General features: G+C 48.5%; 17 protein-coding genes. 9 read left to right on the top strand and 8 right to left on the bottom strand.

Annotated features, from left to right (window positions below):
• Positions 1-78: 78 nt before the first annotated feature.
• Entirely contained in the window at positions 79-1,686 is a 1,608-nt protein-coding gene (locus HGT70_RS05860) for a peptide ABC transporter substrate-binding protein (RefSeq protein WP_214195238.1), read from the bottom strand.
• Positions 1,687-1,847: 161 nt separating this feature from the next.
• Between HGT70_RS05860 and tpx the strand changes: the two genes are divergently transcribed.
• Entirely contained in the window at positions 1,848-2,351 is a 504-nt protein-coding gene (gene tpx / locus HGT70_RS05855; protein ID WP_071430062.1) for a thiol peroxidase, read from the top strand.
• Positions 2,352-2,392: 41 nt separating this feature from the next.
• Here the strand turns inward: tpx and tyrR are convergent, their stop codons facing one another.
• From tyrR to pspA, 7 genes are all read right to left on the bottom strand, one after another.
• Entirely contained in the window at positions 2,393-3,934 is a 1,542-nt protein-coding gene (tyrR, locus tag HGT70_RS05850) for a transcriptional regulator TyrR (RefSeq protein ID WP_071430060.1), read from the bottom strand.
• 95 nt (positions 3,935-4,029) lie between these two features.
• The gene (locus tag HGT70_RS05845; RefSeq protein WP_214195237.1) at positions 4,030-5,094 is read right to left on the bottom strand and encodes a YcjF family protein; all 1,065 of its coding nucleotides are present in this window, start codon (positions 5,092-5,094) and stop codon (positions 4,030-4,032) included.
• Entirely contained in the window at positions 5,091-6,485 is a 1,395-nt protein-coding gene (locus HGT70_RS05840; RefSeq protein WP_071430056.1) for a YcjX family GTP-binding protein, read from the bottom strand. The genes HGT70_RS05845 and HGT70_RS05840 overlap by 4 nt, the downstream gene beginning before the upstream one ends.
• Positions 6,466-6,714 carry a phage shock protein PspD gene (pspD, locus tag HGT70_RS05835; RefSeq protein WP_071430054.1) on the bottom strand — a complete coding sequence of 83 codons (249 nt, stop codon included), beginning with the start codon at positions 6,712-6,714 and terminating at the stop codon, positions 6,466-6,468. Before pspD ends, HGT70_RS05840 begins: the two co-directional genes overlap by 20 nt.
• Positions 6,715-6,755: 41 nt before the next feature.
• The gene (gene pspC / locus HGT70_RS05830) at positions 6,756-7,118 is read right to left on the bottom strand and encodes an envelope stress response membrane protein PspC (protein ID WP_071430052.1); all 363 of its coding nucleotides are present in this window, start codon (positions 7,116-7,118) and stop codon (positions 6,756-6,758) included.
• The gene (gene pspB, locus HGT70_RS05825; RefSeq protein WP_071430050.1) at positions 7,115-7,342 is read right to left on the bottom strand and encodes an envelope stress response membrane protein PspB; all 228 of its coding nucleotides are present in this window, start codon (positions 7,340-7,342) and stop codon (positions 7,115-7,117) included. The genes pspC and pspB overlap by 4 nt, the downstream gene beginning before the upstream one ends.
• A gap of 34 nt (positions 7,343-7,376) precedes the next feature.
• Positions 7,377-8,042: a phage shock protein PspA gene (gene pspA, locus HGT70_RS05820; RefSeq protein WP_214195236.1), complete on the bottom strand. Its 666-nt coding sequence runs from the start codon at positions 8,040-8,042 to the stop codon at positions 7,377-7,379.
• A 156-nt stretch (positions 8,043-8,198) separates the two neighbouring features.
• Between pspA and pspF the strand changes: the two genes are divergently transcribed.
• The 8 genes from pspF to HGT70_RS05780 all read left to right on the top strand — a co-directional run bounded on the left by pspF (position 8,199) and on the right by HGT70_RS05780 (position 17,678).
• Positions 8,199-9,170 (top strand): phage shock protein operon transcriptional activator, encoded by a 972-nt coding sequence (gene pspF / locus HGT70_RS05815; protein WP_214195235.1) that lies wholly within the window; start codon positions 8,199-8,201, stop codon positions 9,168-9,170.
• 238 nt (positions 9,171-9,408) lie between these two features.
• Positions 9,409-11,037, top strand: a complete 1,629-nt coding sequence (gene sapA / locus HGT70_RS05810) for an ABC transporter substrate-binding protein SapA (protein ID WP_214195233.1) — start codon at positions 9,409-9,411, stop codon at positions 11,035-11,037.
• Positions 11,034-11,999 carry a putrescine export ABC transporter permease SapB gene (gene sapB / locus HGT70_RS05805; RefSeq protein ID WP_071430043.1) on the top strand — a complete coding sequence of 322 codons (966 nt, stop codon included), beginning with the start codon at positions 11,034-11,036 and terminating at the stop codon, positions 11,997-11,999. Before sapA ends, sapB begins: the two co-directional genes overlap by 4 nt.
• Positions 11,986-12,876: a putrescine export ABC transporter permease SapC gene (gene sapC, locus HGT70_RS05800; RefSeq protein WP_214195231.1), complete on the top strand. Its 891-nt coding sequence runs from the start codon at positions 11,986-11,988 to the stop codon at positions 12,874-12,876. Before sapB ends, sapC begins: the two co-directional genes overlap by 14 nt.
• Positions 12,877-13,869 carry a putrescine export ABC transporter ATP-binding protein SapD gene (sapD, locus tag HGT70_RS05795; RefSeq protein ID WP_071430040.1) on the top strand — a complete coding sequence of 331 codons (993 nt, stop codon included), beginning with the start codon at positions 12,877-12,879 and terminating at the stop codon, positions 13,867-13,869.
• Between the two features lie 2 nt (positions 13,870-13,871).
• Positions 13,872-14,678 carry a putrescine export ABC transporter ATP-binding protein SapF gene (gene sapF / locus HGT70_RS05790; protein WP_214195230.1) on the top strand — a complete coding sequence of 269 codons (807 nt, stop codon included), beginning with the start codon at positions 13,872-13,874 and terminating at the stop codon, positions 14,676-14,678.
• Between the two features lie 128 nt (positions 14,679-14,806).
• Entirely contained in the window at positions 14,807-15,595 is a 789-nt protein-coding gene (gene fabI, locus HGT70_RS05785) for an enoyl-ACP reductase FabI (RefSeq protein WP_071430036.1), read from the top strand.
• Positions 15,596-15,743: 148 nt separating this feature from the next.
• The gene (locus HGT70_RS05780; protein WP_214195229.1) at positions 15,744-17,678 is read left to right on the top strand and encodes an exoribonuclease II; all 1,935 of its coding nucleotides are present in this window, start codon (positions 15,744-15,746) and stop codon (positions 17,676-17,678) included.
• The last annotated feature ends 10 nt before the right edge of the window (positions 17,679-17,688 follow it).

The following is a 17,688-nucleotide window of genomic DNA, read 5'->3' as shown; positions in this document are numbered from 1 at the left end:
AATCAGTCCTTTTTCCTCAAATTTTTCTCAGTGTAGCGGATGTACTGTAAGCGCCACGGAGAAAACCGTAAAATTTCGTTAATGCTTTTCAATACGCAATTGCCGGCTATAAACCACATCTTCCGGATTCGTGATCGGATAACCTTTCACCCATGGCTTTATTAGGCGTCCGTTGGTGTATTGATAGATCGGTGCGATGGGCACCTGTTCCGCCAGCATCGTCTCCGCTGCCGCGTAGGTTTTTTCGCGTTGTTTGGTTGTCGTCTCAGTGCTTGCTTTAGCGATTAGCGCATCGTAAGCGCTGCTAGTGAAACGCGAGATATTACCACTGTGCTGCGAGGTCAGAAGCGAAAGGAAGGTGGACGGCTCGTTATAGTCACCCACCCACGAGGCCCTGATTACATCGAAGTTTCCCTGTTTACGGCTATCAATGTAGGTCTTCCACTCTTGATTGACTAAACTGACCTGTACTCCCAAGCTCTTTTTCCACATTGACGCTACTGCGATTGCGATCTGTTTATTATTATCGGTGGTGTTGTAAAGAATGCTGATCTTTAGAGGCCGATTTGGCCCATATCCAGCGGCATTTAATAATAACTTGGCTTGGCGATTACGCTCTGCCTGCGTCAGTTGCTGGTAGGGCAATACCGGTGGCGCGAAGCCTTGAGTAATATCAGGGGTTAGGTACCAAGCAGGTTTTTCACCTGTGCCCAGTATTTTATCCGCGATGATTTGCCTATCGATCGTCCAAGATAATGCTTTGCGAACATTTACGTTTGCCGTAGGCCCTTTTTGCGTATTGAAGGCGTAGTAATAGGTCCCGAGTTGCGCGGGAGTATAAACCTCTGCAGGCATAGTCTGCTGCAATTGTTGGTAGCGATTCTTAGGGAAGGATTCTGTGACATCCAGCGAGTTGGCTTGATACCAATGGGTCGCCGTCGCCGAATCGTTCAGTGGTACGAAGGTCACGGTGTTAAGCGTCGAATGGGCATTATCCCAATACTGCGTATTTCTGGTCAGGACAACCCGCTCGTTGACGATATGTTTCTCAAGCTGATAGGCGCCGTTACCTACTAAGTGCCCAGGGAGTGTCCACTGACTTCCATATTGGGTAATTACACTCTGCGGCACCGGATATAGCGCAAAACTCGCGGTTAGTACGGGAAACCATGCCACAGGATGCTCGAGGGTCACCTTTAAGTGATAATCATCGGTGGCAACCACGCCTAAGCTTGATACGGGCTTTTTGCCCGCCGTGATGGCAGACGCGTTATCAATCGCAGCGAGTGCGGGAAACCATGCATAGGGCGAGCTGGTTTTGGGATCCACCATCCGTTGCCAACTGTAGACAAAATCCTTCGCCGTAACCGGATCACCGTTTGACCACTTAGCCTCTTTGCGTAACGCAAATACCCAGACCTTTTGATCGCTACTATGCCAACTTTTCGCAACGCCCGGCACGGGTTGGCCCTGCGCATCTTGGTTAGTCAAGCCTTCAAAGAGATCACGTAAAATTGGAATTTCAGGTAATCCCACCGCTTGAGCCGGGTCTAGGGATGCCGGTTCATCTTTAATTTGACGAATAATCTCTTGCTTGGACGCCAAGACTTCAGGCTGCGCCCAAACGCTGGTAGGTAAACACAGCGATAACAAACTCGTCACCACAACAAACCGATGATCACGCATAAACGCTATTCCTTACTCTTGAGTTACCGCCCTGTCCTACGTGATGCAGCGGTTTAGTATTAAGCTCTCGATTAAACGGCAAAAGTATGTCATAAAAGTGAGGTTAACTCATTAAAGTTCCTACTAATTAGGGACGCAAATTTCTACTGAAGGAAACTACTATGTCCCAGTCTGTTACGTTAAAAGGCTCAGCAATTCAGGTTGCTGGTCAATTTCCCACCGCTAACACTCAAGCGCCCTCCTTTACCCTTACTAATAAAGACTTGGCCGACGTTGGCCTAGCTGCTTATACAGGTAAACGTAAAGTCGTTAATATTTTCCCAAGTGTTGATACCGGTGTTTGCGCTGCATCAGTACGTAAGTTTAATCAATTAGCATCGGAACTGGCGAATACCGTTGTTATTTGCGTGTCGGCAGATTTACCCTTCGCGCAATCTCGCTTTTGTGCCGCAGATGGCTTAGAGAATGTCGAGTCCCTTTCAACCTTCCGTAACCCTGAATTCAAGCAAGCGTGGGGAGTCGATATCCAAGACGGCCCACTCGCGGGACTGACCGCACGCGCAGTGGTTGTGCTCAATGAACAAGATGAAGTGTTATACAGCGAATTAGTGCCTGAAATTGCACAAGAGCCAGACTACGACGCTGCGTTAGCCAGCCTCAAGTAAAATATTAAGGCCAAGCTATGTTTGGCCTTATTCTTGCCTACCTATTCCGTTCCCTTCTGACCCACACCATATTCTCTTAATTTATTAGCGATCGCCGTATGGGAAACCCCAAGCCGCTTGGCTAACTTTCGTGTACTGGGATAACTGGTATAAAGCTTAGCGAGTACTGAACGCTCAAACCGTCCATTGATCTCGTCTAACGTGCCCTCGAGTTGTAAAATATCCAGCTCTTCATCATGAGTAAAACTCGGCAGCACAACATCTTGCGGCTTCAACTCATCCCCTTCGAATTGGGTCATCGCAGCATAAAGACAGTTTTTTAATTGACGAATGTTACCTGGCCAATCGTAACGTGCTAAATGAGCAGATAGTGATGGCGAAAGGCGCGGCACAGCAGTGTTTTGCTCAACGGCAAAACGTGCGACAAAGTAACTTGCCAAAGGCATAAGGTCTTGCGGATGTTCACGCAATGCTGGCAGTTGTAGCGATAACACGTTTAATCGGTAAAAGAGATCTTCACGGAAAGCGCCTTGTTCGACGAGTTCTTGTAAATTTTTCTGCGTGGCGCAAATAACCCGCACATCCACATGCACCTCATGCTCGTCCCCGACACGTCTAAATGTGCCATCATTGAGGAAGCGCAGGAGTTTGGTTTGGAGGCTAGGCGACATCTCGCCAATTTCATCAAGAAATACTGAACCACCCGCCGCCTGTTCAAAGAAACCTTTCTGGCTATCGACGGCGTTCGGATAAGCGCCAGCAGCATGGCCGAATAACTCGCTCTCCGCCACATCATCGGGCAATGACCCACAATTTAAGGCTAAGAACGGGTGATTATGCCGAGGGCTTTGTTGGTGGCATGCCCGCGCAATAATATCTTTTCCCGTACCCGTCTCACCGATAATTAATAAGGGAGCATCGTGCATCGCCAGCTTTTTTGCGCGCTGTATGACTTGGCGCATCTTAGGGCTTTCAGCAATGACGTGGTTAAAAGCCCCTTCAGTATCGTAGTCGTTGTGCTCTGGCCCCGGCTTTGCCTGCGAGACCGGCTTAAAGATCACTAAACTACCCGTTAACTGCGCCTGTAATGTTTCATCATCTGGCAAGAAAAGTGGACAAACCTCTAGTAGGAAGTCGCGGCCTTGTAACGTGATCGGGATGGTTTTTTTCGACTGCAAAGATGTAGGGTCGATAGTCGGGATCAGCGCTGAGAGAGAGTGACTTACGGGTTTGCTACCCAGTGAGAAGAGTTGCTGCGCGGGGAGATTACACAGCTCGATACGCCCCTTCAAATCAGTACACAGCACGGGATAGGGCAGGCTATTGACTAAAGCGTGTAAAGCATGGGAGGACTGTTCCGACGGCATATGGTTGACGCGTCGCACATCGCTAACGCCAGATGTGCGCCTTATTTCCGCCATCAACCCACTAAAGTCGTCGAACTCCACCGAGCTAAAGCGTAAGTAGACCGTATAATTCTCGCCAATCTCAATACCGTAGAGATCGATACCGCGTTTAACTAATAAATCTAGCAACTCGCGAACAAGTCCTTGACGGTCTTGGCATTGTACTTCTAAACGCATGGCAACTCTCCCTAACAGCGTGATAGTTACAGTATACGCTAGCTAGGGATAAAGCAGAATATTTCTGTCATGAAAAGTTGACACTTCAGCGACTATTATCCCTGATTCGGTTTACGGGCGCGTAGCTTATCACCTAAATCGGCGATTAACCCCCGACGAAACTCACTTACTTTGGGTGCCTCATCTTCGCCCCACGGGATCGGGCGACAGAGGGTCATTGTTTTTATCCCTAAGCGCGCAGTTAAAACCCCTACGCCGACTCCTTGGGCGACTCGAACAGAAAGCCGTGCCGCCAAGTCTTGCGTGAGCCAATCGATCCCCGCCTCTTGGATCCATTCACTCGCCCCCGCGATAGCCATATTAAGCAGGATAGAGCGAAGTAATCGAATACGTCCGAGATAGCCGGGCTCCACTTGGTAAAGGCGAGCAATCTGATTCACCATACGTAAACTCCGCCATGCGACTAATCCCATATCCACTAATGCGTAAGGACTGGCGGCGATCATCAACGCGGATTGGGTTGCTGTTTGACGAATTAAACGTCGCGCCTGTTGATCGAAGGTAGGTTGAACGATTCTTGAATAGAGAAGGATCACTTCTTTATTACTCAGCCCCGGGTCGAGTGCAGCTCGCCATTGAAGAACGGCAGGATGCTCGGCGGCTAATCCCGCATTCTGGATCAACTTTTCGCAGAACACCACACTACTATGTTGGCCTTCGCTCGCGAGGAGCTGTTGCGCCTCCTGATGAATATGCATTTGCTTTTTCAACCGCCGTAACCGCAAGAATTCGCGTAGCAAAGCGCTGAGGGCCGCAATAATAATCAGGATACCCGCCGAGGTCGTAGCGAAAGTCAGCCATTGGCTATCCTGCCATGCCACGAATAGAGTTTGCGCTAACTGGGCAATCCCGCTCACCAGTAAAATACTCATACCGATAAGTAACAGGCGGCCCCACAGCGGAAGTTTAGGACGTAGGCTCTGTTCTAAGGTGAGTTGATGCTCGCCGTCGATCGGCTCATTACCCCCTGACGGTTCCGCAATAAAATGCTGTTCCGCATGTTGTTCATCAAAATGGTAGGCGGTTTTAATCGTTTCAACCTGCGGCTCAGAAGGGGTCTCTGTAAAATCGATACGCGGCTTGACGTCATTACCCTTCATTTCAATTTATCTCCAAGTAAAAAATCTAACGCATTATCCATACGTAAATGCGGTAAAGGCGCATCAGCTTGCATCTCAAGAGGCGTGAAATTTTCAAACTGAAAACCTTGTTTTTCCCAGAATGAGGGCGTCGGAAGTTGTGAGGGGACTTCCCCTGGATAGAGCGATACCGGCTGGTAATCGGTTAAGCGACGGCCTCGTAATGCGGGCACTTGCTGTTGCTGGTATTCAATCAATCCCGGACGCGTTGCTTGAATAGCACTTAATGCTAGACACTCGATCTTAACGCCCTCAAAGGCAGCATTCTGCCAAGCCGCTTGAGTAACCTGACGGAGTAGAGAGACTAAATTAGTGTGTTGATCGCTGGTGACATGATCCGCTTTAGTCGCGGCAAACAGGAGTTTGTCGATAACTGGTGAGAATAGACGTCTAAATAACGAACGCTGGCCATAATGGAAACTATGCATTAGCTGCGTTAATGCTAACCGCATATCGTTGAAAGCATTTGCCCCGCTGTTTAGCGGTTGTAGGCAGTCGACTAACACAATCTGACGGTCAAATCTTAAGAAATACTCTCTGTAGAATTTCTTCACCACATGCTGGCAATAGAAGTCGTAACGCCGTGCCAATGTCGCATAAGTGGAGGTTTTATCGTAGTTATCATGTTGCGGATCAGGAGTACCCGCAAAAGGCCAAGGGAAAAACTGCAGCGCAGGAGCACCTGTCATTTCACCCGGTAGAATAAAGCGTCCCGGCTGAATAAAATGGTAACCCTCGGCTTTACAGCGGTGCAGATAATCAGTCCAGCGCTGTGCTATGTCTGCGAGCAGCTGTTCATCGGCAGGGGCATGGGGATCTAAATCAGCGCAAGCTTCCTGCCATGATGAGGCCCATTGCTCGCGCTCAGCGGTCACTAAATCGCGCATTTGCGTTGACCACTGGGCATAAGTCTGGCCTAACATGGGGAGGTCTAATAACCATTCACCCGGGTAATCAATGATTTCCAAGTGTAGGGACGCGGTCTCTTTAATAAAGCGTTTCAGTGAATTCTGAGGACGGTAACGGATCACCAGTTCAATCTTGCTCACCCCGTGGGTTGGGGTCGGCCAACTTGCTGGTTGCCCAAAGAGTTGAGCGATACCCCGATCATAGCTGAAACTCGGGGTGGCAAGATCACGCTGGGGAACACGCTTAACACCGATGATCCTTCCTTCACGAGCAGGCGTGAAAAGTGGCAGACGAGCCCCATGATCAACCGAAAGAAGTTGATTCACTAAGGAAGTGATAAACGCCGTTTTACCACTTCGACTTAGGCCCGTTACCGCCAGGCATAAATGTTGATCGGTGCTACGCTGCACCCAAGACATCACCTCATTTTGGATATTTTTCATGCTGCTCTTTTAGTAGTTTTGCGGAAACTCTTTTCATCACTTTGCTGAGTAACGGTTCAAGTACCATACCGAGAAACAGCCGCACTGGCTTTTTCGAGACCGATTTTACCGCCCACCCTGCTACTCCTGCAGGACCAAAAGTGACGGCATTAATTAATACAAATTTCCCCACCGACTTGAGGGCCGGTTTAACCCGCCGTTTTGCCGAGTTTTGCCATTGTTTATTCATAATTACCTCACTAGTGTGGTCGATGCGTCGGCCAGTCGCGATTAAAGTTTGCGAAAGCGGCTGCGTACCGAAAACGTTTCAGACGTCACGTACCCTTCCATTTTCCGTAAGCGTTGCTCACTTTCTTTCAAGGTCTGATCGGCCTGACTTAATATCTCATCAATTGAAAGTGTAGCGCTTTCTTGAACACTACTATGAGGTTTTTTATCCAAAATAAAACCGAGTGCGACATAGACAATTAGCGTGACAAAAAAGAGTCCAAACGTTGAAATAACGCCAATCAAGCGTACTAGATTTACCGGTAAGCCCGTGTAATCGGCAATCCCGGCACAAACGCCTAAGATCTTCCCCTGCTCTTTGTTAAGATACAAGGGTTTATCACTGATAAACGGAAGTCTAATCATGATTGTCTCCATTCCGGATTCTCGGCATCAAGGATAGCCTCTAAGGCCGTTATACGATTCTGCATACGGTCAGCCTCTTGTTTCAACTGCTCAATCTGCATAATCTCTTTTGCTGAAAGCTTATTCGAAAGTTTTCCGCGTTGGCTATAGTGTAACCACAGCCATAGCGGCGCGATAAACACGATGAATAGCGTAAGGGGGATACTTAATAAAAATCCGCTCATCAATACTCCTTATCTTTTAGCAGCGACCTATAACCTATTCAGATTTCGCAACTTGTTGGCGAATCTTCGCCAGTTGCTGGCTAATTTCATCGTCAGCGCTCAGCTCAGAGAACTGCTGGTCAAGACTCGCCATGCTGCTCGATTTCAACACTTCTGCCTCGGCTTCCATATGATCGATACGGCGTTCGAACGATTCAAAACGTGCAAGATTTTTTTCTACTTTACCGCTATCGACATGCTGGCGAATTTGACGACTGGTAGAAGCCGTTTGGTAACGCAGCGTTAACGCTTGTTGACGAGCACGTGTCTCCGTTAATTTGGTCTCTAACTCGACCGTTTCACTTTTCATCTTCGCAATATTTTCGTCAAGAATGGTCGCATCAGCCTGCAGTTTCTCGGCTAATTGGGTTAATTTTTGTTTTTCGAGCAATGCAGCTCTTGCCAACTCTTCTTTTTCCTTTCTCACCGCAAGCTCTGCTTTCTGTTGCCACTCGTCGGCCTGTACCCCTGCAGAATCAATACGTCGTTGTAGCATTTTTTTCTCTGCTAAGGCTTTGGCTGAGTGGGTACGAACCTCAACTAACGTATCTTCCATTTCTTGGATCATGAGCCGGACCATTTTTTGAGGATCTTCGGCCTTTTCGAGTAGCGTATTAATGTTCGAGTTAATGATGTCGGTAAAGCGCGAAAAAATACCCATTGAGTTGTTCCTCTACTAAGTTGATGACCGAATAGTGATAGCAATTAGCATGCCAACAATTAACCACTTGAATATTAAAGGATTTACGTAGATGCATTCCACCGCATTTCGCGTAAAATAGTTAAATTAACCAATAATTAGTGAAATTAACCAATTATGCAGCACGAAAATGTCCTTGGTGAAGCGGAAAGTTTTCTCACTATGCTTGAGCACGTTTCCTCCCTAGCGGTTCTCAATAAACCCGTCATCATTCAAGGAGAGCGAGGCAGCGGTAAGGAAATGGTTGCCCAACGGTTACACTATTTATCACCTCGTTGGGAGGAGAGCTTTATCACGCTCAACTGCGCCGCACTTAATGAGAACTTACTCGATTCTGAGTTATTTGGGCACGAAACGGGCGCCTTTACCGGGGCGCAAAAGCGCCACTTAGGACGCTTTGAGCGCGCAAATCATGGCACACTGTTCTTGGACGAGATCGGCAATGCCCCCCTGTCAGTACAGGAGAAACTGTTGCGCGCAATTGAATATGGTGAAATCGAACGATTGGGCGGGAACTCCACACTGAATGTAGATGTACGCGTTGTTTGTGCATCTCACGAAGATTTACCGAAGCTAGTCGAAACCGGTAAATTCCGTGCTGATCTGCTAGACAGACTAGCATTCGATGTCATTTACGTCCCTCCATTACGAGACCGGCAAGCGGATATCTTACCTTTAGCTAATCATTTCGCCATGCAGATGTGTCGTGAACTCAAACGCCCATACTTCCCGGGTTTCAGTCATTATGCTGAACAACAGTTACTCAATGCCGTTTGGCCGGGTAATGTGCGTGAGTTAAAGAATGTCGTCGAGCGCTCGATCTATCGCAACCAGACGCTAGATAAACCTCTAGCCGAGATGATCCTGTCCCCTTTCCGTCGCGATAAGACTACAATTCCGCTCGCTTTCGGGGATGCAGAGCTCCCAGCGCTTCCCCTCGATTTACGAGCCTGGCAGACTCAGCAGGAAGGCGCTTTACTGGCAGAAAGCTTACGTCAGTTTGCGCAACACACCCAAGCGGCTAAAGCGCTGGGACTGAGCTATCATCAGTTTCGAGCACTGTTAAAAAAACATCGTGCACACGAGTAGAAATGGGATAAAAAAAAGCCCGCGGTCAGCGGGCAAGAAATACTAGAAGCAATGTGAGCAATGTCGTATCTGATAACCTGTCATCACCAGATGTTTTGATAGTAATCATTATCATTACGATATGCAAATGTTTCTCATTCTTTTTTAAGAATAGTTATGCCTCCCTTTATTGCCCTTCGATTGGTTTTAATGACTGCTTAGGGTAAAATTACTTAATGGCTCATTACTTTAGTCCCTTATGACGAAAATCTTACGTGTTTTACTCGCCAGTGTTGGGGTGTTGTGCGCGACTGCTGCCCTTTGTCCTGCCTCCGCCACATCAAATACAGGCATCGTCTACTGTGTAAACGGTGAGGTGAACACCTTCAATCCTCAACTCGCAAGTGGTGGCGTGATAGTCGATACCCTATCCGCACAACTCTATGACCGTCTGTTGGATGTTGACCCCTATACATTTCGCCTTATCCCTGCTCTAGCGGAACGTTGGGAGGTAAAAGATGAAGGGTCTACCTTTATCTTTCATCTTCGTCGTGATGTGTCTTTTCAGCATACCGCCTGGTTTACCCCGACTCGTCCAATGAATGCAGAAGATGTGGTATTTAGCTTCGCACGAATGTTCGATAAGCATCATCCATGGCATTCCATTAATGGGGGTCACTACCCCTATTTTGATAGCTTACAATTTGCAGACAGTGTGCAGTCAGTCAAGAAAATCGATACCTATACCGTAGAGATTAAACTCGTTCATCCGGATGCTAGCTTCCTATGGCATATTGCGACACATTACGCGCCTATTTTGTCTGCCCAATATGCGCAGCAACTCAGTGACGAGCGCCAGCAAGAACGTCTAGATCGTCAACCGGTGGGAACGGGGCCTTTCCAACTGAGTGAATATCGCAGTGGACAATTCGTTCGCCTGCAGCGTAATCCCCATTATTGGAAGGGTGTACCACGCTTACGGCAAGTGGTGGTCGATTTAGGTGCGGGGGGAACGGGGCGTCTCTCAAAACTGCTGACTGGGGAGTGTGATGTATTGGCCTATCCTGCCGCGAGCCAACTGACGATATTACGCGATGACCCGCGTCTTAGAATGACGTTACGCCCAGGTATGAATATGGCATTTCTCGCGTTTAACACCCGCAGGCCGCCACTCGATAACGTAGAGGTTCGCAAAGCGCTCTCCTTGGCCATCAATAACGAGCGGTTAATGGCCTCGATCTATTACGGTACTGCAGAAACCGCTGCATCGGTATTACCTAGAGCCTCTTGGGCCTATGATAATGACGCTAAAGTGACGGAGTACAATCCCAAAGCGGCTAGGCAGCGTCTCGAACAATTGAAAATTCACGATCTCCATTTGAAAATGCTTGTCCCGGTCGCTTCCGAGCCATGGAATCCTAGCCAATTAAAAACAGCAGAATTGATTCAAGCCGACCTTGCTCGTGTCGGTGTGCATGTCGACATCCAGCCCGTTGAAGGCCGCTTTCAAGAGAATCAGCTAATGGCGATGAATCACGATCTTACCTTGGGAGGCTGGAGTACTGACAGTAATGATCCGGACAGTTTCTTCCGTCCGATGCTCAGCTGTGCAGCCATCGAGTCAGGAACCAATTATGCCCACTGGTGTAATGAAACCTTCGATGACACGCTACATTTGGCCCTGCTTTCTCAACAACTCTCAGGGCGAATCGATTATTATCGCCAAGCACAACAAATCTTAGCGCAACAGCTCCCTATCCTTCCGCTTGCCTCCTCACTACGATTGCAAGCTTATCGATACGATATCAAGGGGCTAGTGCTTAGTCCTTTTGGGAACAGTTCATTTGCAGGCGTATATCGTGATGCATCAAACGGGGAGACCCCATGAGCCTCTACATCGTACGACGACTTGTTTTATTGTTAATCACTTTACTATTACTTTCTTGGGTGAGCTTTAGCCTTTGTTACTACACGCCTCATGCCCCTCTACAAGGTGCAACCTTGAGCGATGCGTATAGTTTTTGGCTGCAAGGACTGTGGCACTTCGACTTTGGTGTGTCGAGCATTAATGGGCAATCTGTGAGCAAGCAATTGCTAGAGGTGTTTCCGGCAACCCTCGAACTGTGCATCTTAGCCGCAGTATTGGCAACTCTAGTCGGTTTACCACTTGGCATTATCGCGGCGATCCATCGCCATAAATGGCAGGATAAGCTGATCAGCGGCTTCGCGTTGTTGGGCTTCTCAATACCCGTCTTCTGGCTGGCGTTACTCCTCACACTATTGTTCTCGCTGACATTAGGCTGGTTTCCTGTGTCCGGTCGAATTAACCTTCTCTATCCAGCTCCCTCGATCACCGGCTCAGCACTCCTCGACGCGTGGCTATCCCACTCTCCTTTACGTCATGAGATGCTATTAAGTGTCATGCGTCATCTTGTCCTGCCTGTCGTGACACTTTCTATCGTACCAATGACCGAGCTTATTCGCCTAATGCGCGACAGTACCCTAGAAGTTATTCATCAAGGTTACATCAAAGCGGCGGTAATTCGTGGCCTCTCACGTTTTACCGTCGTCCGTCGTCACGTGCTGCACAATGCATTACCCCCGGTTATCCCGCATCTCGGCTTGCAGTTCTCGACGCTATTAACGCTGGCGATGATCACCGAGGCAGTTTTCAATTGGCCGGGTATTGGACGCTGGCTGATCACGGCGGTTCGTCAGGCAGACTATAATGCTATCTCAGCGGGCGTAATGACCCTGGGTAGCCTAGTTATTTTCATCAATATGTTGGCAGACATCGTTGGCGCGATGATCAATCCACTGAAGCATAAGGAATGGTATGCCAATCGATAAAATTTATCAGGAACAGAAAGTACCCGGCGCTTTTCGACGTGCCTGGCGCTTCTTCTATCGTGATACTTCCGCTATGGTTGGCTTTTATGGAAGTTGCGCCCTACTTCTACTCTGTATTTTCGGGCAACTCCTCGCTCCTTACGGTGTAGACCAGCAGTTTATTAGTTATCAGTTACTTCCACCTTCGTGGTCGCGCTATGGTGATGTCTCTTTTTTCCTTGGGACCGACGATTTAGGTAGAGACCTGTTAAGCCGTTTGCTAGCAGGAACATTGCCTACCCTTGGCGGCGCATTTGTCGCAACACTCTTTGCAGCAGCTGGAGCCTTTTTACTGGGTATTTTGGCGGGTATGACTCGTGGATTACGGTCTGCGACGATTAATCACTTTCTCGATATCGCGCTTTCTCTACCTTCCCTTATCATAGCAATCATTGTGGTGGCATTTCTTGGACCGACGCTCGGGCATGCGATGCTCGCAGTATGGTTGGCTTTGATGCCGAGAATGGTCCGCACCCTGTATCTCGCTATTCGTGAAGAGATGAACGAAGCATATGTTGTCGCCGCCAAAATGGACGGTGCAAGTCCGCTGTTACTGTTAAAAGGCACAATTCTCCCGAATATTCTGCCTATTATCGTTAGCGACCTCACCCGCTGTTTCTCAATTGCTATTTTCGATATTTCAGCATTAGGTTTTCTCGGCTTAGGGGCGCGACTCCCTTCGCCTGAATGGGGAACCATGTTAGGGGATTCGTTAGAGCTAATTTATGTCGCGCCTTGGACGGTGATGCTTCCGGGCGCTGCAATCATGTGCGCTATTCTGGTGATCAATCTTCTCGGCGAAGGCATCCGCCGTGCCGTTGATGAGGGAGTGAAATAAATGCCTCTTCTCGATATCCGTAACCTAACGATTGAGTTTATTAATGATGATAAACCGATTAAAGCGGTGGACCGCGTTAATCTGCTGTTAAACGAAGGCGAGATTTTGGGATTAGTCGGTGAGTCTGGCTCGGGGAAAAGTTTGGTCGCCAAGGCAATTTGCGGCGTTACCTCAGATAACTGGCGCATTACCGCCGACCGAATGCGGTTTGGTGAGATCGATCTTCTGCGCTTAACCCCACGCGAAAGACGTCGCGTTATTGGTCGCCATATCTCGATGATCTTTCAAGAGCCGCAAGCCTGTCTCGACCCTTCAGCCTCAATTGGCCGCCAACTCAAACAGGCTATCCCACGCTCGAGTTTTAAAGGGCCTTGGTATAAAAAGTTACTACCGTGGCGTAAAGAGAAAGTCATCGATATCCTACACCGCGTCGGTATTCGCGATCACCGCGATATTATGCGTAGCTATCCTTACGCATTGACAGAAGGTGAGTGTCAAAAGGTCATGATCGCCATTGCCCTCGCGAGTCAACCACGGTTACTGATTGCGGATGAGCCAACTAATGCGATGGAATCCACGACTCAAGACCAGATATTTAGACTATTAAGGCGCTTAAATCAGAACAACAATACGACCATTTTATTGATCAGCCATGATCTTCGTACCGTAAGTCAATGGTCTAATCGCATTCAGGTGCTGTACTGTGGTCAGACCGTTGAAACCGCTACGAGCCGGGAGCTGGTCGCGACGCCTCACCACCCTTACACGCAAGCATTAATGCGGGCGATGCCTGATTTTGGCCAGCCCTTACCGCATAAAAGCCGCCTAAACACGCTTAACGGCTCGATTCCGTCTTTAGAACATCTGCCCATCGGTTGTCGATTAGGGCCTCGCTGCCCCTATGGCCAGCGCGAGTGCATTGTTCGCCCGGCGCTTTCAGGCACTAAGCATCACCAATATGCCTGTCACTTTCCGTTGAATATCGAGAATTAGCCATGTTAGAAACCCTGTTAGAAGTCAGGAATCTGAGCAAAATCTATCGCTATAAAACCGGCTTATTTCGCTCTCAACAGATCGAAGCGGTCAAAGACGTAAGCTTTACGCTGAAGGAACGGCAAACGCTCGCGATTATCGGCGAAAATGGTTCAGGGAAGTCAACCCTAGCCAAAATGCTGGCAGGAATGGTGGCACCAACATCTGGCGAGATATTAATTAATAATCAGCAACTGGTCTATGGCGATTACCGCTTTCGTAGCCCGCTTATCCGGATGATATTGCAAGACCCTACCGCATCGCTCAATCCGCGACAACGCGTTAGTCAGATCCTCGATCTCCCTCTGCGCTTAAACTGTGAATTGACCGATGAAGCCCGTTATCAGCACATTATAATAACCTTAAAAAAAGTAGGTCTACTTAAAGAGCATGCGGGGCTTTATCCGCATATGTTGGCCCCCGGCCAGCGACAACGTCTCGCCTTAGCTCGTGCCCTCATCTTACAGCCTAAAATATTGATCGCCGATGAAGCCATGACATCGCTCGATATGACCATGCGCTCTCAACTGATTAACCTAATGTTGGAGCTGCAAGAGCGCGATGGGCTGTCTTATATTTACGTTACTCAGCAAATCGGAATGATGAAACATGTGAGTGACTCTCTTGTGGTCATGCGTGAAGGGGAAATTGTGGAACGAGGCGGTACTGCAGACGTGCTAGCCTGTCCGCTCCATGATCTCACAAGAAAACTCATTAATAGCCATTTTGGTAGCGAGTTAACCTCTGACGCGTGGCGTAATGATTACTAACACTGGCGATAATTTCGCCATAAGTTGCACCAGATTAGCCTATGGCAGAAAAGTCGTGTTAGAATCCCGCCAACTTTTTCGCAGAGCCAGTATCTGCCAACAATACTGATAGTTAAGGGATCAAAATTATGGGTTTTCTTTCAGGTAAACGCATTCTTATCACAGGTGTCGCAAGTAAGTTATCAATCGCCTGGGGTATCGCTCAAGCGATGCACAAACAAGGCGCTGAACTCGCATTCACCTATCAAAATGATAAACTTAAAGGTCGTGTTGAAGAATTCGCTAAAGAAGTCGGTTCTGATATCGTCCTGCCTTGCGATGTTGCTGAAGATGAAAGCATCAAAACGCTGTTTGCTGAATTAGCGAAAACCTGGCCGCAGTTTGATGGTTTTGTGCACTCAATTGGTTTTGCTCCAGCAGACCAATTAGATGGCGACTACGTGAATGCGGTAACCCGTGAAGGATTCAAAATTGCCCATGACATCAGCGCTTATAGCTTTGTCGCCATGGCAAAAGAGTGCCGCGCGATGCTAAATCCGAACGCTGCCTTACTCACACTGTCCTACTTGGGTGCAGAGCGCGCAATCCCTAACTATAATGTTATGGGCTTAGCCAAAGCATCACTTGAAGCGAACGTCCGTTATATGGCTAATGCTATGGGACCGGACAGTGTTCGTGTAAACGCAGTTTCAGCGGGCCCAATCCGCACACTTGCGGCATCGGGTATCAAAGATTTCCGTAAGATGCTGTCTCACTGTGAAGCCGTGACCCCTATCCGTCGTACCGTGACTATCGAAGATGTGGGTAACTCTGCTGCCTTCTTATGTTCAGACCTTGCTGGCGGTATTACCGGCGAAGTTGTACACGTTGACGGCGGTTTCAGCATTGCAGCAATGAATGAATTAGAATTGAAATAAGTCTCTTTTCAGGCAGGTATATTGATTACCTGCCTATTTCCCCGATGCTTCCATCCCCACTTGCTAATTGCGCGATTAATGTCTTGCCGCAGAGCACCGATTCGCGTAAAACTGGTTGCCGCCAATTAGCCACTGATGACTGAAAACTATGCTTCAAGATAATCCGCTGCTGGCGCAGCTAAAACAGACACTGCATGATCAGACTCCTCGTGTTGAGGGTGTGGTCAAAGGAACCGATAAAGGGTTCGGATTTTTAGAAGTAGAAGGCCAAAAAAGCTACTTCATTCCCCCGCCGCAGATGAAAAAAGTCATGCATGGCGACAAAATTAGCGCGGTAATCCACTCAAATAAAGATAAAGAGAGTGCCGAGCCAGAAAAACTGATTGAACCTTTCCTCAGCCGTTTCGTGGGTAGAATCCAGAAAAAAGATGATCGGCTATCAATTATTCCTGACCATCCGTTACTTAAAGAAGCTATCCAGTGCCGAGCCGCTCGAGGTGTCGACCATGACTTCGTTGCTGGCGATTGGGCTGTAGCAGAGATGAAACGTCACCCGCTGAAAGGCGATCGGGGTTTCTACGCTGAGCTTACAGAATTCATTACGGTCGGAGATGATCACCTTGCACCGTGGTGGGTGACACTGTCACGTCACAACCTAGGCCGTAGCGCCCCAGAAGCTGAGTTACCTGAATTCCAGCCCGAGCAATTAGAGCGCCGCGATCTCACCGCCCTTGAATTTGTGACTATTGATAGCGCCTCAACGCAGGATATGGATGATGCCCTATTCACTCGCGAACTGGATAATGGTCAACTGAGCCTAACTGTCGCGATTGCTGACCCTACAGCTTGGGTCATGCCGAATACGCCGTTAGACAATATTGCAGCAGAGCGTGCTTTTACCAACTATCTGCCTGGCTTCAATATCCCAATGTTACCGCGCGAGCTGTCTGATGACCTCTGCTCATTACGGCCCAACGTTAAGCGGCCTGTGCTCGCCTGCGATATTGTTATTGATAGCGAAGGTGCTTTAGTCGGTCAGCCAGCGTTTTATGCTGCATGGATTGAGTCAAAAGCGAAACTTGTTTATGACAACATTTCGGATTGGTTAGAAAACAGCGGTGAGTGGCAGCCAGAGAGCGACGCGATCGCACAGCAAATTACGCTATTACAGCGTTTCTGTTCGACTCGTCATCAATGGCGTAAAACCCACGCACTAGTATTCCGCGACCGCCCTGATTACCGCTTTGTACTCGGTGAGAAAGGTGAAGTGCTAGAGATTATCACCGAGCAACGTCGTGTCGCGAACAAAATGGTTGAAGAAGCGATGATAACGGCCAATATCGTTGCAGGCGAAGTACTTCGTGACCAACTCGGGTTTGGTATCTATAACCTACATAGTGGGTTTGATGAGCAAAATGCTGAGCAAGCAAGCGCCATTCTCGCTAATCATGGAATTACCGTCGATCCTACCGCTATTGCGACGCTAGAAGGGTTCAAAGTTCTCCGCCGCCGTCTGGACGAAGAACCAACTCAATATCTTGATAGCCGTATTCGTCGTTTCCAGTCTTTCGCTGAAATTGGAACGCAAGCAGGCCCGCACTTCGGTTTAGGTTTGGATGCCTACGCGACATGGACATCGCCAATTCGTAAATATGGTGACATGGTCAACCATCGTTTACTGAAGTCGATTATTCTAAATGAACAGAATGCTAAGCCGGAAGAAGCCTTAACCCTTCGTATGTCTGAGCGCCGTCGCCAGCACCGCATGGCTGAGCGTGATGTCGGGGATTGGTTATATGCGCGTTATTTAGCGCCGTTCGCCGGTACTGAGCAGAAATTCAATGCTGAAATTATCGATATCAGCCGTGGTGGAATGCGTGTTCGCTTAGCCGATAATGGCGCTGTCGCATTTATTCCTGCGCCATTTATTCATGCTGTGCGTGATGAGCTAGTGCTTAGCCAAGAGCTGGGTACCGCCCTGGTTAAGGGTGAGGAGCGTTATCGGGTGACAGATATCATTGAAGTCACCATCGCCGAAGTCAGGATGGAAACACGTTCAGTGGTTGCCCGACCAGTAGTCTAGTCGTCCCCTC

This window comes from Rosenbergiella collisarenosi (genome assembly GCF_018494085.1).
GTDB lineage: Bacteria > Pseudomonadota > Gammaproteobacteria > Enterobacterales > Enterobacteriaceae > Rosenbergiella > Rosenbergiella collisarenosi.
This window is presented reverse-complemented; position numbering and strand designations above follow the sequence as displayed.

Coding starts and splice junctions, on each gene's coding strand:
- sapA (WP_214195233.1), top strand. CDS start 9,409: ATGACGAAAATCTTACGTGTTTTACTCGCCAGTGTTGGGGTGTTGTGC.
- sapC (WP_214195231.1), top strand. CDS start 11,986: ATGCCAATCGATAAAATTTATCAGGAACAGAAAGTACCCGGCGCTTTT.
- pspB (WP_071430050.1), bottom strand. CDS start 7,342: ATGAGCGGATTTTTATTAAGTATCCCCCTTACGCTATTCATCGTGTTT.
- pspA (WP_214195236.1), bottom strand. CDS start 8,042: ATGGGTATTTTTTCGCGCTTTACCGACATCATTAACTCGAACATTAAT.
- HGT70_RS05780 (WP_214195229.1), top strand. CDS start 15,744: ATGCTTCAAGATAATCCGCTGCTGGCGCAGCTAAAACAGACACTGCAT.
- tpx (WP_071430062.1), top strand. CDS start 1,848: ATGTCCCAGTCTGTTACGTTAAAAGGCTCAGCAATTCAGGTTGCTGGT.
- fabI (WP_071430036.1), top strand. CDS start 14,807: ATGGGTTTTCTTTCAGGTAAACGCATTCTTATCACAGGTGTCGCAAGT.
- tyrR (WP_071430060.1), bottom strand. CDS start 3,934: ATGCGTTTAGAAGTACAATGCCAAGACCGTCAAGGACTTGTTCGCGAG.
- HGT70_RS05860 (WP_214195238.1), bottom strand. CDS start 1,686: ATGCGTGATCATCGGTTTGTTGTGGTGACGAGTTTGTTATCGCTGTGT.
- pspD (WP_071430054.1), bottom strand. CDS start 6,714: ATGAATAAACAATGGCAAAACTCGGCAAAACGGCGGGTTAAACCGGCC.
- pspC (WP_071430052.1), bottom strand. CDS start 7,118: ATGATTAGACTTCCGTTTATCAGTGATAAACCCTTGTATCTTAACAAA.
- sapB (WP_071430043.1), top strand. CDS start 11,034: ATGAGCCTCTACATCGTACGACGACTTGTTTTATTGTTAATCACTTTA.
- sapF (WP_214195230.1), top strand. CDS start 13,872: ATGTTAGAAACCCTGTTAGAAGTCAGGAATCTGAGCAAAATCTATCGC.
- sapD (WP_071430040.1), top strand. CDS start 12,877: ATGCCTCTTCTCGATATCCGTAACCTAACGATTGAGTTTATTAATGAT.
- HGT70_RS05845 (WP_214195237.1), bottom strand. CDS start 5,094: ATGAAGGGTAATGACGTCAAGCCGCGTATCGATTTTACAGAGACCCCT.
- pspF (WP_214195235.1), top strand. CDS start 8,199: ATGCAGCACGAAAATGTCCTTGGTGAAGCGGAAAGTTTTCTCACTATG.
- HGT70_RS05840 (WP_071430056.1), bottom strand. CDS start 6,485: ATGAAAAATATCCAAAATGAGGTGATGTCTTGGGTGCAGCGTAGCACC.